Here is a 15,188-nt window from a genome sequence, read left to right on the forward strand (position 1 = left end):
GCACCGGGATCAGGTCCTTGCCGCCGCGGCCGGTGCGCACCGGCGCCGCCGCCCGCACGGCGAGGGGCAGTGCGACCAGGCCGACCGCACACCAGGGCGTCGCGCGCATCAGCACCAGCGTCAGCACGAACGCCAGCGCCACCAACACCTGGAAGAGCACGCGGGTGCGCGCATCGCCGAGGCGCACCGCCAGCGTGATCTTGCCGGAGTCCTCGTCGGTCGGGATGTCGCGGAGGTTGTTGGCCACCAGGACGGCCGACGACAGCGCACCCGTCGCGACCGCGAGCGCGGCGCCGACCCAGTCCACCCGCAGGGCCTGGGTGTACTGGGTGCCGAGCACGGCGACGAGGCCGAAGAACACGAACACGGCGACCTCGCCGAGCCCGATGTAGCCGTAGGGCTTGGAACCGCCGGTGTAGAGCCAGGCGCCCGCGATACACGCCACCCCGATGGCGATGAGCCACGGTTCGCTGGCGATCGCCAGTGCCAGGCCCGCGATGGCTCCGACGCCGAGGCTGATCGCGGCCGCCGTCGCGACGGCCCGCGGTGACGCCAGCCGGGACCCGACCAGCCGCAGCGGTCCGGCCCGCACGTCGTCGGTGCCGCGGATGCCGTCGGAGTAGTCGTTGGCGTAGTTGACGCCGACGATCAGGGCTAGCGACACGATCAACGCCAGCAGTGCCTTCCACCACACGGCATCGCCGAGCCAGGCCGCTGCCCCGGTCCCCGCGAGGACTGGGGCGACGGCGTTGGGCAACGTCCGTGGACGGGCGCCCTCGACCCACTGCGTGAAACTGGCCACGCCGGTCATCGTTTCATGGAAGAGGTCGCACGGGATGCCTCAGTGGCCCACGCCGAGCAGGCTGGCGACCAGGTTGATGGTGATCGCCAGGATGATCGCGCCAAGCAGGAACGACAGCAGCGCGTGGCGCAACGCCGCCATCCGCACCGGCCGGTCGATCAAATCGGTGTCCGACACCTGGTAGGTCATCCCCAACGTGAAGGCCAGGTACGCGAAGTCGCCGAAGTCGGGCAGGTAGTCGTCGCCCTGGTTGAAGTCGATCCCGCCGGGCCCGGCGCCTCCGTAGAACAGCCGGGCGTATCTGAGCATGTACACGGTGTGCACCGTGAACCACGCCGCCACCACGCTCAACGCGCCGACGACGGCTGCGGCGACGTCACCTCCCGTCGCGCCTGCGACCAGCAGGTAGCCCACCCCGCCCAGGCTCGCCACGCTGGCCACCAGCACCGCGATGTCGAGGATCCATGGCGTGGAGTCGTCGTCCCGGTACTTCGTCGAGTGGGTGCGCGTGGCCGCGGAGTCCAGACCCGCGACGATCATCCAGGTCCAGGACAGGTAGACGAGCGCCGCGACGATCCACCCGGTGGCCGGTGCGTACGGCCAACCGACGGTGAACCCGACGACGACTGCGGCCGCGATGCCGACGGGCGCCGCAAGGCCGACTCGGACGCCGATCGGTACGTCGGGAAGTGCCATCGCCGGAGTCAAGCACAACCGGCTGTGCGCGACCGGCGTTCGGGTGGCACGCGTCGAGCGCCGCCGGTCGGGTGGCCGTTGCGAGCATGCACGACAATGGACTCATGCTCGGCGTGATCGGTGGTAGCGGCTTCTATACGTTCTTCGGCCCGGATGCGCGCAGCATCAGCGTCGACACCCCGTACGGCGCACCGAGCGGCGCCATCACGGTCGGCACGGTCGGTGAGCACGAGGTCGCCTTCCTCCCCAGGCACGGCGCCAACCACGAGTTCTCCCCGCACACCGTGCCGTATCGCGCGAACATGTGGGCGCTGCGGGCCCTCGGCGTGCGACGGATCTTCGCCCCATGCGCGGTCGGCAGCCTGACGCCCGAACTGGGGCCGGGCTCGATGGTGGTGCCCGACCAACTCGTCGACCGCACCAGCGCCAGGTCGGACACCTACTTCGAATCCGGCGGCATCCACGTCGGGTTCGCCGATCCGTACTGCCCGGAGTTGCGCGCTGCGGCCGCCGATCTGCCCGGCGTCGTCGACGGAGGCACCATGGTGGTGATCCAGGGGCCCCGCTTCTCGACGCGCGCGGAGAGCCGTTGGTTCGCCGCCCAGGGCTTCACGCTGGTCAACATGACGGGCTACCCGGAGGCGGTGCTCGCCCGTGAACTCGAAATGTGTTATGCGGCAATCGCCTTGGTGACCGACCTGGATGCAGGCATCGACTCCGGAACGGCGGTCAAGGCCGTCGACGTCTTCGCGGAGTTCGAGAAGAACATGGGGCCCTTCAAGAAGCTCGTCCACGAGGCCATAGCTGGGGTGGCGCAGGTCCGCACCTGCACGCATTGCCTTCCGCACGAGGGTGTCGCCCTTCCGATCGACCTGCCGTGAGAGTTCTCGTCACGGGTGCCGCCGGTTTCATCGGCACCCGGGTGTGCGCTGCGCTGACCGGCGCCGGCCACGAGGTGGTCGCCATCGACGCGATGCTCAATGCCGCGCACGGCGACGCCATCACACCTCCCGACGGTGTGCTCGCGGTCGACATCAGGGATGCCTCTGGCTTGGCTTCGCTGCTGGGAGGCGTCGACGTGGTGTGTCATCAGGCGGCGGTGGTCGGCGCGGGGGTCGATGCTTCCGATGCCCCGAACTACGGCAGCCACAACGACTTCGGCACGACGGTGTTGCTCGCCGAGATGTACGCCGCTGGCTGCCGACGGCTGGTGCTGGCGTCGTCGATGGTGGTGTACGGCCAGGGCGGCTTCGACTGCCCGGTGCACGGGCCGGTCGATCCGCTGCCGAGGACGCGGGTGGACCTGGACGCAGGCGTCTTCGAGCACCGCTGCCCGGTCGGCGGCGAGGAGTTGCAGTGGCGGTTGGTGGGGGAGGATGCGCCGTTGCGGCCGCGCAGTCTCTACGCCGCGAGCAAGACCGCGCAGGAGCACTACGCGCTGGCCTGGAGTGAGGCGACCGGCGGCTCGGTGGTGGCGCTGCGCTACCACAACGTCTACGGCCCACTGATGCCGCGGGACACCCCCTACTCAGGGGTGGCGGCCATCTTCCGGTCGGCGATCGAAAGAGGAGAGCCGCCAAGGGTTTTCGAGGACGGCGGTCAGATGCGCGACTTCGTCCACGTCGACGACGTGGCGGCCTGCAACGCGCTGGCGGTCACCGCCGACACCGGGGGTTTCGCGGCGTTCAACGTGTGTTCGGGCCGGCCCATCTCGATCATGGAGGTCGCGACGCAGATCTGCGAGGCCCGCGGCGGGCTGCCGCCCGTCGTCACCGGCCAGTACCGCAGCGGCGACGTCCGCCACATCGTCGCGGATCCCGCCGCAGCCGCCGAGGTGCTCGGCTTCCGGGCGGCCATCGATCCGTCCATTGGGCTCAGGGAGTTCGCGTTCGCGCCGTTGCGCGGCTGACCATACTGGCACTGGGGCGAGCGAAGCGACGGGAGAATATCGGGTGAGTACACCAGCGATCTGTGAACGGTTCGGCATCGACTTCCCGCTGTTCGCCTTCAGCCACTGCCGCGACGTGGTCGCCGCCGTCACCAATGCGGGCGGCTTCGGCGTGCTCGGCGCCACGGCGTACACCCCCGAGCAGCTCGATCGGGAGCTGACGTGGATCGACGAGCACGTGCACGGCAAGCCGTACGGCGCCGACATCATCGTGCCCGCGAAGTTCGAGGGCAAGGGCGAGAACCTGTCCCGTACACAGCTGGTCGACAGGATCCCCGACGAATACCGGGACTTCGTCGGCCGGCTGCTGAACGAGCACGGCATCGAGGCCGAGTCGACGCCGCGGATCGGTGGCTCGGCGCTGACCGGTGACACGGGCAGGGAGTTGTTGGACGTGGCGATGGGTCACCCGATCAAGTTGATCGCCAACGCCCTCGGCGTGCCGCCCGACTACATGATCGAGGCGGGCCGCGAGCGCGGCGTACCCGTCGCCGCCCTGGTCGGGGCCAAGGAGCACGCGGTCAAGCAGGTGGCCGCAGGTGTCGATCTGATCGTCGCGCAGGGCACGGAGGCGGGCGGGCACTGCGGCGAGGTGACCACGCTGGTGCTCATTCCCGAGGTGTTGGACGCGATAGACGGCGCAGTTCCCGTGCTCGCCGCGGGCGGGATCGTGACGGGCAGACAGATGGCCGCGGCCGTCGCGATGGGCGCCGACGGCGCGTGGACCGGCTCGGTGTGGTTGACCACCGAGGAGGCCGAGACCGCGCCGCACACCGTTCAGAAGATGCTCGCGGCCACGTCGCGCGACACCGTTCGGTCGGCTGGGCGCACGGGAAAGCCGTCACGCCAACTCGTCTCGGACTGGACCGACGCCTGGCTGCCGCACGCCGGAGGTCAGCAGCCGTTGCCATTGCCGCTGCAGTCGATGCTGTGCGAGCCGGTGCTGCGCCGCATCGACGCGCTCGCCGAGGGCGGCCACCAGGGGGCTCGGGAGCTGGCGACGTACTTCGTCGGCCAGGGCGTCGGGTTGATGAACAAGGTGAAACCGGCGCGCGACGTGGTCCTCGAGTTCATCGAGGACTACCTCGCCGCCGCGCAGCGGCTGGGAAACTCGTTGCCGGAGTGAGCCAGTTCCCGCCGAACGTGGGTTACCCCCACGCAAAAGTGCGGAACACCGTGCCAAAAGTCCACAGTCGGCGGGAGAACGAAGGGAACTATTCCTCGCCGGCGAGGGGCAGACGCACCTCGAAGCGGGCGCCGGTCCCCAGGTTGTACGCCGACACCGTGCCGTGGTGGGCCTGTACCAACCCCGCCGCGATGGCCAGACCCAACCCGGATCCGCTTGGCAGCGAGGAGTCTTCGCGCGGCACCCGGCCGTTGGATCCTCGGTAGGCGACGTCGAAGACACGGGCCAGATCGGCCTCGTTGATGCCGACTCCGGTGTCGTCGACGCGGGCCCAGGCCCCGTGCCCGTCGGAGCCGATCGTCAGCTCGACGGTGCCGCCCTCCGGGGTGTGGGCGATGGCATTGGCGACGAGGTTGGACAGCACCCGCACCAGGGCGCGGTCACTGCCGATCACGCCGACGGGGTTGGGGGGCACCTTGGCGCGAAGGGCGACGCCCGACCGCTCCGCGGCGATGCGGTGCGCGGCGACCACGTCGTCGACGACCTCGTCCAGTGCCACCTTGTCGAAGGCGGGCTGAACGGCGCCCGCGTTGATCTTCGACATCTCGAACAGGTCGTCGACCATCTCCGAGAGCCGGATGCTCTCGTGCTCGATGTGCTTGGCGTGCGAGCGGACCTCGTCGTCTTCGACCAGGCCGTCGGCGATCGCCTCGGCGACCGCGCGGATGCCGGCAAGTGGCGTGCGCAGGTCGTGGCTGACGAACGCGACGAGCTGGCGGCGCGACTGTTCGGCGATGTTCTCGGACTCGCGGATCTGCTGCTCCCACACCGTGCGCCTGGCCTGATAGCGGGCGAGCATGATCGCGGCAGGGATGGTCACCACCGAGACGATGACCAGGACGATGGCGATGTCCTCGAACCGGGCCGACAGCATGAACCCGCTGGCGCCGAATATCCCGGTGAACGTGGCCACTGTCGGGATCAGGACGAGTACGACCATGCTGAGCGTGAGCGACCACGACCGGGCCAGTCGGATCACGATGGCGCCTGCCACCACGACCGGCACCGAGCACGCCAGCGCGAAGCCGACGATCTCCCAGATGTCAGTCGGCATACCGCTCCTCGCTCCACATGTAGCCACGGCCCCAGACGGTCTGGACCCGATGCTGGTCACCGAGCTTCGACCGCAGCCTCTTGACGTGCACGGTGACGGTGGAGAGGTCGCCGAAGTCCCACTGCCACACCTGTTTCAGTAGTTCTTCGCGGCTGAAGACGACGCCGGTGTGGGTCAGGAAGAACAGGAGGAGGTCGAATTCGCGGTTGGTCAGGCTGATCGGCTGGCCATTGATGGTCACCGACCGCGCGGCCGCCGAGACCGTCATGTCCGCCACCGTCACGACGATGGGCGGCGCACCGACCATGGGCGGCGTGCGCCGCAGGACCGAGCGGACCCGCAGCGCCAACTCGCGCGGGCTGAACGGCTTGACGACGTAGTCGTCCGCGCCCGCCTCGAGACCCGCGATGCGGTCGTCCTCCTCGCCGAGGGCGGTCAGCAGGATCACCGGTATCGCGTAGCCACCGCGTTCGCGCAGCGCGCGGCAGAGAGTCAGACCGTCGGGACCAGGCATCATCACGTCGAGGACCGCAACGTCGATCTGTTCGGTCCCCAGCAGCCGAAGCGCCTGATTGCCGTCGCTCGCCACCGAGACGTCGAGGCCGTCGCGTTCCAGGTATCGGCGCACGACGTCGCGGACGACGTTGTCGTCGTCGGCGATCAGCACCCGGGTCACAACGGTCCAGACTAGTCGGCACCTTTCCAACCTGCGCCGACGTCACCGAATCGTCAGCGTTGCCGCCGTTTGGCACCCAGGATCGTTGGCTAATCTCGCTCCGTGGATCCAGGTCGAGTGACGGTGGTGCTGCCCTGTCTGAACGAGGCGGACTCCCTTCCCGGGGTGCTCGAACTGGTTCCCGACGGCTATCTGGCCCTGGTGGTGGACAACAACAGCACCGACGGCACCGCCGCGGTGGCCCGCCGCTGCGGAGCGCAGGTGGTGCAGGAGTCCCGGGCGGGGTACGGGGCTGCGGTGCACGCGGGAATGCTGGCGGCTTCGACACCGATCGTGGCGGTACTCGATGGCGACGGCTCGATGGATCCCCGCGAGCTGCCCAAGCTCGTCGACGAGGTGGAATGGGGCGCCGACATGGCCGTCGGTCGGCGACGGCCGCTGCCGGGCGTGCGCTGGCCGTGGCACGCGCGGCTCGGCAACCAGGTGGTTTGCTGGCGGCTGCGCACCAGGCACGGGATCGCGGTGCATGACATCGCGCCGATGCGGGTGGCGCATCGGGATGCCCTCGTCGGGCTTGGTGTAGAAGACCGCAGATCAGGGTATCCGCTGGAACTGCTGGTCCGGGCCGCTGCCGCGGGCTGGATCGTCTCTGAGCACGATATCGCCTATGGCTCCCGCACCGGCGGGAAGTCGAAGGTGAGCGGGTCGCTACGGGGGAGTTTCATTGCAGTACTGGACTTTTGGAGAGTGATCTCTTGACAGGGGAGTGTCCGGTGGCGGTGCTAGTGGTCGCGAAGGCCCCGGTGCCAGGCCTGGCGAAGACCCGACTCGCCGCCAGCATCGGCAAAGCCGCCGCGGCCGAGGTCGCCGCCGCCGCCCTGCTCGACACCCTCGACGCCGTCGCGGCGGCGCCCGTCGCCTCCCGCATCGTCGCCATGACCGGCGACCTCTCCGCCGCGAGCCGCAGTTCCGAGATCCGGACCCGGCTCGAGGACTTCACCGTCGTCGAGCAGCGCGGTGAGGACTTCGCCGACCGGCTCGCCAATGCCCACACCGATGCGTCGATCGCGTGCGGCGGCCTGCCCGTCTTGCAGATCGGCATGGACACCCCCCAGGTCACGGCGGATCTGCTCGCGGAGTGCGCTGGCGCGCTCGTCGGCGCCGACGCCGTGCTGGGCATGGCCAGTGACGGCGGTTGGTGGGTCTTGGGCGTCACCGCGCCAGAGGCCGCCGAATGTCTGCGAACCGTGCCCATGTCGACCGCGCAGACCGGAGCCGTAACGCTTGCGGCTCTCCGTGACACCGGGATGGACGTGGCATTGGTATCCGAGCTGGCCGACGTCGACACCGTCGACGACGTCGAAGAGGTCCGGCGTGCGTGTCTGCCGGACAGTCGATTTCGTCGGGTCACCCTGACGGTGGAGGTGTAATTTGCTGGGTAACCTGTACGACGAGGCTCTGACGGGCGAGCGATGTTGGATTCGCTATGACGACGGCAGCGTGCAGGGCCTGCCGGTGCACAGCTGGCTGCCGGGCGGTAGGCGTCTCGATCGGGCGTTCGACCAGGCGGTACTCGGGCTGTGCAACGGGCCGACGATCGATCTTGGTTGCGGCCCTGGACGTTTCGTCGCCCACCTGACCAAGCTCGGCATCCCGGCCCTCGGGGTGGACCAGTCGCAGACCGCCGTGGAGCTGGCCCGCCGCAGCGGTGCCCCGGCCCTGCGGCGCGACGTCTTCGAGCGGCTGCCGGGCACCGGCCGCTGGGGCACCGTACTTCTCGCCGACGGCAACGTCGGCCTCGGCGGCGATCCGACCCGCGTTCTCCGGCGAGCCGGCGAGCTGATGCGCTCGGGTGGGCACTGCGTCGCGGAGTTCGACCCGCTCATCAGCGGGGTCCACCAGCGCTGGGTGAGGCTGGAATCGGTGAAGACCGTCGGGCCGTGGTTTCAGTGGGCCTCGGTCGGCGCCGACTGCGCACGGCGTCTCGCCGCGGAGGTCGGCCTCGTCGTCGCGTCCGTGATTCCCGTTGGCGAACGCCTGTTGGCCTGCCTCTCCGCCACCTAACCCCGCGGCCCTCCCCGTCCCCCCGAGCGTGCGTGTCTGTACGCGACACGCCGCGCGGAATGTACGTCCGTGCACGCTCGCGCAGGAGGTGGCGACAGGTCGGCTACCAGTTCGTCAGGATCACACTGTTGAGCACCAGGGCTCCAATGACGTTGAGAGCCAGCCAGAAGCGGTGTGAACGCGGTGGCAGCAGCGCCCCGGCGGCCGTCAGCCAGACCGTATACGGCAGCCAGATCCGCTCGACCTCCGCCTTGCTCAGCATGCTGAGGTCCGCGCACACGATGGCCAGCAGCGCGGCGAGCACCACCAGATGCAGGCCGGACCGTTGCTTGATCGACGTGACGTCGAATGCCCGGGAGACACCCGCGACCGTGCCGAGCCCGACCGCACAGACCACCGACGCGAAGTTGGCCCACACCCAGTACTGGAACGGCCGATTCGCGGCGATGCCCTGCCAATAGCGTTCCTGCACCAGGGTGTAACCGTCGAACCACCAGAATCCCACCAGCGCGAAGACGCCGACGACGGCGAGTGCGACGAGTACCGCAGGAATGACCGCGCGCAGCGCGGAGCGGACGTCCTTCGCCGCGATCAGCACCGCTACCGCTGGCAGGGCGATGAGCCCGAGGCCGTAGTTGAGGAAGATCCCCCAACCCAGCAGCAGTCCCGCTGCGGCGCCCGCCACGATCGACAGCCGCCCGGTACCGCGCACGGCGAGAGCCAGCAGTGCCATACCCCAGGCGGCCACGCCCGCGAAGTAGCCGTCGGCCGAGACGGCAACCCAGATCGCCGTCGGCGCCACGGCGACGAAGGGCGCCGCCCGTCGCGCCAGGTCCTCGCCGGAGAGCGCGCGCACCGCGACGACGATCGCGGCGGCGGCACTCGAGCCGACGAGCAGGCACAGCAGGCCCGCCCACGCCCCGCCACTGAGGCCGATGCGGTCGAGCCACACGAACGTCAACAGGGCGCCAGGCGGATGTCCAGAGACGTGCGTGATCCACGAATGCGGTTGAAAGTCCAGGATTCTGGACGAGAACGTGCGCAGCGCCTCCGGAATGTCGGTGACCGACGGCACCTGGCGCAGGTACTCGTTGGTGGTCTGGAGACGTCGCGCGAACCCACGGGCCCAGCCGTCGATCATCGCCAGTGAGAAGGCCCACGCGCACGACGTAGCCCAGGCCGCCCATGGGACGGCACGCCACGGCAGTCGTTGGGCCAGCGCCGGACCCCACAGCGCTACCCCGAGACCGATCGCGATCGCCGGGACGGTGCCCCACCCCACATGGGCGTTCCACCACCCGAAGATCGGAGCCGCTGCGGCGAACGCCGCGATCTGCTTGGGGGTGCTGTTGATCAGCGGTGTGACGATTCCGAGGCCGAGGTGGGGGACGACGAACGCCGCGGCGACCAGCAGCACCGCCAGGCTGGCGACGATGATGTCACGCCCGGCGGTCTTCACGCCTACCCACCCTATGCGTCGTGCCCGCGGGCACGACGTGACATTTCGCTGACGGAGTCAGCCAGCGGCGGCGCGCAGCAACGTCAGCACGGCGTCGTCGAGGGCGGCAGCGACGGCGGACGCCTCGCTGCTCGCGTAGGGCGCTATCGCACTGGCGACCCGGTCGTAGGACAGCGTGGTCCCCGGATCTCGTTCGGCGACGAGGATGGTCACCGGTGCATACGACCCCGCGTCGGCCACCGTGGCCGTCATCTTGCTCATCGTGACCGGGTTGCCTGCGATGATCCGCAGCAGTCGGCGGCCGCGGTCGGGATCGCGGATCGTCAGTGCGGCGCCGAGGTCGAGGCTGAGGAATTCGATGAGACCGCTGCTGCCGGCCACCTCGGCGGCGATCGCCTCGAACTCGGCGGGGTCGCGTGCGGCACTCCACTTCTCGATGAGCCCGCCGAACTCGGGGACCCGCCCAAGGCCTGCGTACACCGCCGCCACCACGTCGTCGAAGGGCCTTTCGGTGGTCACCGTGACCCGGCGGACGGGCACCGTCGTCTCGGTGACGTCAGGCATCGCGCCACTTGACCATCTGCTCCACCGTGGTGAAGTCATAGCCGTCGGCATCGGGACGGATGTCGGTGGTGAACAGGGTGACGCCCGCCGCGCGGTAGATATCGGCGTCGGCAGGGTTCTCCCACACCGACGAGCGCTCGATGTCGGAGTCCTTGCGGCCGTTCGCCTCGGCCAGTTCGCCGACGAGCTTGCTGGCCTGGGTGAACTTGTCGATCGGCAGGTAGGCGTGCCAGATGTCGGCGTGCTTGGCCACCGCGGGGAGTGAGCGCTTGGCGCCGGAGCCGCCGATGAGGATGGGGATGTCGCGCACCGGTGGCGGATTGAGGTTGTTCAGCCTGCGTTCGACGCGATTCAATCCCTCGTCGAACAGGTCGAATCGGGACGTCCACGTGCCGTAGTCGTAACCGTATGTGGTGTAGTCCTTTTCGTACCATCCGGCACCGAGGCCGAGGATCACCCGGCCGCCGCTGATGTGGTCGACGGTGCGGGCCATGTCGGCCAGCAGGTCGGGGTTGCGGTAGCCGATGCCGGTGACCAGCAGGCCGATCTCGGCGCGTGTGGTGATCTCGGCCCACGACGCGAGCGCGGTCCAGCCCTCGAAGTTCACGAGGTCGGGCTGCTCCTCGGACAGTATCGGCTTGCCGTCGACGATGCCCTCCATCGCAATCGCGTGAAAGTGGTCGTAGCCGAAGATGACGTCAACGCCCGCGTCCTCCGCACGCAGGACGGCGTCGCGCCAGCTGCGGTAGTCGGGTGCGCCTCCCGGCTGCAGTTGGACGCTCACTCGGGTGGGACGGGTCATACGGTTCTCCTTGGGGACGGTTCAACCGGTCAACCAAGGACAAGACAACTTATTTAATGTTTATTCCAGAATGGCGTCGCAGGGGTTCCCGACCCGGTGGTGGGGTTGGGGCGGGCAGCAGCGGTTCGCGGGGTTTCAGTCGCACCGTGCGCGGCGCCTCGGTGCTCAATTCGAGGTCGACGCCCGCGTGGCGGATGGTCACGGTGCCATCGTCTACGCCGTCCCGCAGCGTGTAGACGACCTCGCGGTGGTCCACGTCGACGGTGATGCGAAAACCCCTCCACCGCAGCCGGAATCGCAGCCGGCTGATCTTCTCGGGCAGCTGCGGATCCAGCGCAAGGACGTTCTCGTCGTCGCGCAGACCGCCGAAGCCGGCCACCAGCGCCGTCCAGGCGCTTGCCAGGGAGGCCATGTGCAGGCCGTCGCGGGTGTTGTGGTGCAGGTCACGCAGATCGATCACAGCGGCCTCGTAGGCGTAGTCGTGGGCCAGCTCCAGGTGGCCCACCTCGGCGCACAGCACGGCCTGGGTGGCCGCCGAGAGCGACGAGTCGCGCACCATGCGCGGTTCGTAGTAGTCCACGTTGCGCGCCTTCTGCTCGCTGGTGAAGGCGTGGCCCTGCCAGTGCATGGCCAGGACGAGGTCCGCCTGCTTGATCACCTGGGCCGGGTACAGCCGCACGTAGGACTCGTGCAGGAGCAGGGGATAGGCGGTGTCGTCGGTGAAGTCCCACTCCCGCAGCGTGGTGAACCCCTCGCACTGCTCGTGCACGCCGAGGCCCTCGTCGAAGGGGAGGTTGGCCGCGTCGGCGGCGTCCCGCCAGGCCGCGGTCTCCTCGGTGTTCACGCCCATTGCGCGCGCCGCCTCGGGATGGCGCTCACACGCCGCCGCCGCGACCCGCAGGTTGTGGGCCGCCATGAGGTTGGTGAACACGTTGTCGCGCACCACGGCCGTGTACTCGTCGGGCCCCGTGACGCCGTCGATGTGCCACACGCCGTGGCGGTCGTGATGGCCGAGGGACTGCCACAGCCTCGCCGTCTCCACCAACACCTCCAACCCGCAGTCGGCCTCCAGCGAATGGTCGCCCGTGACGACGCGGTAGCGCTCGAAGGCGGCGGCGATGTCGGCGTTGACGTGCCAGGCGGCGGTGCCCGCGGGCCAGTACGCCGAGCACTCCTGCCCGCCGATGGTCCGCCAGGCGAAGCTGGCGCCCGCCAGGTCGAGCTCCGTGGCCCGTTGTCGCGCCATGTCGAGGGTCGACGCGCGCCAGCGCAGCGCGTCGGCGGCGGCCTGGGGGTGGGTGTAGGTGAGTACGGGCAGCACGAATCCCTCGGTGTCCCAGAAGGCGTGTCCGTCGTAACCGGTGCCGGTGAGCCCCTTGCCGGCGATGGCGCGTCGCTCGGCGCGGGCGCTGGCCTGAAGCATGTGGAACAGCCCGAAGCGCACCGCCTGCTGAGAGTCGGGATCGCCCTCCACCTCGACGTCGGCGCTGTCCCAGAACTTGTCGAGGTATGCGCGTTGGGAATCCAGCAGCCCCTGCCATCCGGTGTACCGGGCCCCGGTCAGCGCTCCGTCCACCTGGTCGTAGAGCGCCGGGCGCGACCGCAGGCTCGACCAGCCGTACGCCAGATACTTCACGATCCGCAGCTTCTGGCCGGGGCGCAGGCCACAGATCACGGTCGTTCTGGCCAGGTCCTCGCGAGTGTCGGTGTGTGTCTCGACGCGACCGGGCACCTCGACGTCGTGGTCCATCGCCGCGGCCATCATCAGCTCGCTGAGACGGGTGCGGTGAAGCAGCACTGCGCGCAGTCCGTCGGATTCGCTGGACACGGGCTCCAGTGGTTTGATCAGGTGGGCCGATGCGCGCGGGTCGTTCGACGTCGCGGGCTGATCCTCGTTGGCGACCAGCTCTGATTGCACCGTCACCCTGACGAATTCGTCGACGGCCTCGACGATGTATTCGATGGCAGCAACTCCGCGCTGAGCGAGCGAGACCAGCCGGGTGGAGGTGATCGCCACCTGGCGCCCAGCCGGGGAGCGCCACTGGAGGTTGCGCGTCAGGGTGCCTGCGCGGAAGTCGAGTACCCGTTCGTGGTGCTGTAGTTCGCCGTATCGGACGTCGAAGGGTTCGTCGTCGACCAGCAGCCGCATGATCTTGCCGTTGGTGACGTCGACGATCGTCTGCCCCTGCTCGGGATAGCCGTAGCCGGCTTCGGCGTAGGGCAGCGGCCGGACCTCGAAGAACGAGTTGAGGTAGGTGCCCGGCAGCCCGTGGGGTTCGCCCTCGTCGAGGTTGCCGCGTAAACCGATGTGTCCGTTGGACAATGCGAACACCGACTCGGACTGTGCGAGGAGGTCGAGGTCCAGGGTGGTTTCCCGGATCTGCCACGGCTCGACCGGAAACGTGTCTTCGCTGATCACTGCGCGGCGAGGAGGTCGGAGAGGTCCTTGACGACGACGTCGGCGCCGTGTTCTCGCAGCGCGTCGGACTGGCCGACCCGGTCGACGCCCACGACGAGGCCGAAGTGTCCTGCGTGACCGGCCTCGACACCTGAGAGGGCGTCCTCGAACACCGCCGCCTCGGCGGGTTTCACACCGAGACGCTGCGCTCCCGCGAGATAGGAATCCGGCGCGGGCTTGCCCGCGATGTCCTCCTCGCGCATGGTGACTCCGTCGACGCGCTGGTCGACGAACTGGGCGAGGCCGGTGACCTCGAGTACTTCGCGAGTGTTGGCCGAGGAGGACACGACCGCGATCGGAAGCCCATGGTCGGCAACCGCTTCGATGTACCGACGCGACCCGTCGAACACCTTGACCCCTTCGGTGTGCACGGTATGCAGGAACGCGTCGTTCTTGCGGTTGCCGAGCCCGTTCACCGTCTCGGCGTCCTCGCCGTCGTCGGGTTCCCCCTCGGGAAGTGAGATGTCGCGACTGTCGAGGAAGGAACGCACGCCGTCCTCACGCTTCCTGCCGTCGACGTAGGTGAAGTAGTCGGTGTCGACGTCGAACGGCACGAACGTCGAGCCGTCGCGGCTGGATCTTTGGCGCAGAAAGTCGTCGAACATCGCCTTCCACGCCTTGCGATGCACGCTGGCCGTGTCGGTCAGCACGCCGTCGAGATCGAACAGGCAGGCGCGGACTCCCGCGGGCAGACCCAGCAATGCGCCCCCTCTTTCATTGGCCATCGCATCGCGACCATACGCCGCGTCCGCAGCGAGCCGGGGTACCGCTTCCGGCGCGCCGTACTGCGAACGGTCAGGCGGGTTCTGGTCGGGCTGGCTCGTCGGATGTCGCTTCGATCAACGGTCCGTCCGCGTCGTCGAGCGCTTCGGCTTGGGCACTGGGGTTTTCGGCGGTGAGCACGCGAACGAAGCTGTTGAAGAACGCGATTGCCGGTACCGCCAGGAGGGCTCCGATGATGCCGGCGAGCACGCCGCCTGCCGTGAGGCCGAGCACGACGGCGAGGGGGTGGATGGAGACTGCGCGACCCATCACCAGCGGCTGCAGCACGTGCGCCTCGAGTTGCATGACCGCCACGATCAATCCCAGCGTGATCAGGGCGTAGATGAATCCCTTGGCCAGCAGCGCGACGATCACGGCCAGGAATCCCGCGACCAGAGCGCCGACGACGGGGACGAACGCGCCGAGGAAGATCAGCGAGGCCAGCGGCAGCGCCAGCGGAATCCCCATGATGGCAAGACCGGCGCCGATGGAGACCGCGTCGACGAGCGCGACGAGCGAGGTGGCGCGCGCGTAACCGGCCAGCGAATGGAACCCGGCGGCCCCCGCTTCGCGTACGCGTGCGCGGTGTTCGGCGGGAACGAGGCGGGTGACGAACTGCCAGATACTCCGACCGCCCAGGAGGAAGAAGATCAAGGTGAACAGCAAAAGTAAAGCACCCGTCAGGATTTCGACGAGGGTTCCCGCCGTCGACAGGGC

The 15,188-nt window shown here is 68.9% G+C and carries 16 protein-coding genes; 6 read left to right on the forward strand and 10 right to left on the reverse strand.

What is annotated here, in order from left to right; genetic code table 11:
- On the reverse strand, positions 1-802 hold an 802-nt coding region (locus ACRDUX_RS13245; RefSeq protein ID WP_526414500.1), incomplete at its 3' end, for a 1,4-dihydroxy-2-naphthoate polyprenyltransferase.
- A 39-nt stretch (positions 803-841) separates the two neighbouring features.
- A complete protein-coding gene (locus ACRDUX_RS13250) occupies positions 842-1,498 on the reverse strand; it encodes a DUF1345 domain-containing protein (protein WP_526414486.1) in 657 nt (218 codons plus the stop codon).
- Positions 1,499-1,602: 104 nt separating this feature from the next.
- Between ACRDUX_RS13250 and ACRDUX_RS13255 the strand changes: the two genes are divergently transcribed.
- Genes ACRDUX_RS13255 through ACRDUX_RS13265 form a run of 3 tightly spaced genes read left to right on the forward strand, consistent with a single transcriptional unit; the run spans position 1,603 to position 4,572 of the window.
- Positions 1,603-2,379 carry an S-methyl-5'-thioadenosine phosphorylase gene (locus ACRDUX_RS13255; protein WP_526414501.1) on the forward strand — a complete coding sequence of 259 codons (777 nt, stop codon included), beginning with the start codon at positions 1,603-1,605 and terminating at the stop codon, positions 2,377-2,379.
- Positions 2,376-3,407 carry an NAD-dependent epimerase/dehydratase family protein gene (locus ACRDUX_RS13260; protein ID WP_526414487.1) on the forward strand — a complete coding sequence of 344 codons (1,032 nt, stop codon included), beginning with the start codon at positions 2,376-2,378 and terminating at the stop codon, positions 3,405-3,407. Before ACRDUX_RS13255 ends, ACRDUX_RS13260 begins: the two co-directional genes overlap by 4 nt.
- Before the next feature lie 43 nt (positions 3,408-3,450).
- Positions 3,451-4,572 carry a nitronate monooxygenase gene (locus ACRDUX_RS13265; RefSeq protein WP_526414488.1) on the forward strand — a complete coding sequence of 374 codons (1,122 nt, stop codon included), beginning with the start codon at positions 3,451-3,453 and terminating at the stop codon, positions 4,570-4,572.
- 88 nt (positions 4,573-4,660) lie between these two features.
- Here the strand turns inward: ACRDUX_RS13265 and ACRDUX_RS13270 are convergent, their stop codons facing one another.
- Both ACRDUX_RS13270 and ACRDUX_RS13275 read right to left on the reverse strand, forming a co-directional pair.
- On the reverse strand, positions 4,661-5,686 hold the full coding sequence (locus ACRDUX_RS13270) for a sensor histidine kinase (protein ID WP_526414489.1): 1,026 nt from the start codon (positions 5,684-5,686) through the stop codon (positions 4,661-4,663).
- Positions 5,676-6,362, reverse strand: coding sequence for a response regulator transcription factor (locus ACRDUX_RS13275; protein ID WP_526414490.1), 687 nt, complete (start codon positions 6,360-6,362; stop codon positions 5,676-5,678). The genes ACRDUX_RS13270 and ACRDUX_RS13275 overlap by 11 nt, the downstream gene beginning before the upstream one ends.
- 102 nt (positions 6,363-6,464) lie before the next feature.
- Here ACRDUX_RS13275 and ACRDUX_RS13280 point away from each other — a divergent pair, with 102 nt between their 5' ends.
- Genes ACRDUX_RS13280 through ACRDUX_RS13290 form a run of 3 tightly spaced genes read left to right on the forward strand, consistent with a single transcriptional unit; the run spans position 6,465 to position 8,426 of the window.
- Positions 6,465-7,121, forward strand: coding sequence for a glycosyltransferase family 2 protein (locus tag ACRDUX_RS13280; RefSeq protein WP_526414491.1), 657 nt, complete (start codon positions 6,465-6,467; stop codon positions 7,119-7,121).
- 14 nt (positions 7,122-7,135) lie between these two features.
- Positions 7,136-7,792 (forward strand): TIGR04282 family arsenosugar biosynthesis glycosyltransferase, encoded by a 657-nt coding sequence (locus tag ACRDUX_RS13285; RefSeq protein ID WP_526414492.1) that lies wholly within the window; start codon positions 7,136-7,138, stop codon positions 7,790-7,792.
- A 1-nt stretch (position 7,793) separates the two neighbouring features.
- On the forward strand, positions 7,794-8,426 hold the full coding sequence (locus tag ACRDUX_RS13290) for a methyltransferase domain-containing protein (protein ID WP_526414493.1): 633 nt from the start codon (positions 7,794-7,796) through the stop codon (positions 8,424-8,426).
- A 103-nt stretch (positions 8,427-8,529) separates the two neighbouring features.
- Here ACRDUX_RS13290 and ACRDUX_RS13295 read toward each other — a convergent pair whose 3' ends face one another.
- The 6 genes from ACRDUX_RS13295 to ACRDUX_RS13320 all read right to left on the reverse strand — a co-directional run.
- Positions 8,530-9,885 (reverse strand): hypothetical protein, encoded by a 1,356-nt coding sequence (locus tag ACRDUX_RS13295; protein WP_526414494.1) that lies wholly within the window; start codon positions 9,883-9,885, stop codon positions 8,530-8,532.
- Between the two features lie 57 nt (positions 9,886-9,942).
- On the reverse strand, positions 9,943-10,449 hold the full coding sequence (locus ACRDUX_RS13300; protein WP_526414495.1) for a DUF302 domain-containing protein: 507 nt from the start codon (positions 10,447-10,449) through the stop codon (positions 9,943-9,945).
- Positions 10,442-11,251, reverse strand: a complete 810-nt coding sequence (locus ACRDUX_RS13305) for an LLM class F420-dependent oxidoreductase (RefSeq protein ID WP_526414496.1) — start codon at positions 11,249-11,251, stop codon at positions 10,442-10,444. The genes ACRDUX_RS13300 and ACRDUX_RS13305 overlap by 8 nt, the downstream gene beginning before the upstream one ends.
- Before the next feature lie 49 nt (positions 11,252-11,300).
- Positions 11,301-13,670, reverse strand: coding sequence for a glycosyl hydrolase family 65 domain-containing protein (locus tag ACRDUX_RS13310; protein ID WP_526414497.1), 2,370 nt, complete (start codon positions 13,668-13,670; stop codon positions 11,301-11,303).
- Positions 13,667-14,434, reverse strand: a complete 768-nt coding sequence (locus tag ACRDUX_RS13315) for a beta-phosphoglucomutase family hydrolase (RefSeq protein WP_526414498.1) — start codon at positions 14,432-14,434, stop codon at positions 13,667-13,669. Before ACRDUX_RS13315 ends, ACRDUX_RS13310 begins: the two co-directional genes overlap by 4 nt.
- A gap of 70 nt (positions 14,435-14,504) precedes the next feature.
- On the reverse strand, positions 14,505-15,188 hold a 684-nt coding region (locus tag ACRDUX_RS13320; protein WP_526414499.1), incomplete at its 5' end, for an AI-2E family transporter.

The organism is Mycobacterium sp. (genome assembly GCF_050701675.1).
GTDB lineage: Bacteria > Actinomycetota > Actinomycetes > Mycobacteriales > Mycobacteriaceae > Mycobacterium.

Excerpts from the sequence above, each read along its gene's own strand:
- ACRDUX_RS13315 (WP_526414498.1), bottom strand. The coding sequence starts at position 14,434 with ATGGCCAATGAAAGAGGGGGCGCATTGCTGGGTCTGCCCGCGGGAGTC.
- ACRDUX_RS13305 (WP_526414496.1), bottom strand. The coding sequence starts at position 11,251 with ATGACCCGTCCCACCCGAGTGAGCGTCCAACTGCAGCCGGGAGGCGCA.
- ACRDUX_RS13250 (WP_526414486.1), bottom strand. The coding sequence starts at position 1,498 with ATGGCACTTCCCGACGTACCGATCGGCGTCCGAGTCGGCCTTGCGGCG.
- ACRDUX_RS13255 (WP_526414501.1), top strand. The coding sequence starts at position 1,603 with ATGCTCGGCGTGATCGGTGGTAGCGGCTTCTATACGTTCTTCGGCCCG.
- ACRDUX_RS13300 (WP_526414495.1), bottom strand. The coding sequence starts at position 10,449 with ATGCCTGACGTCACCGAGACGACGGTGCCCGTCCGCCGGGTCACGGTG.
- ACRDUX_RS13270 (WP_526414489.1), bottom strand. The coding sequence starts at position 5,686 with ATGCCGACTGACATCTGGGAGATCGTCGGCTTCGCGCTGGCGTGCTCG.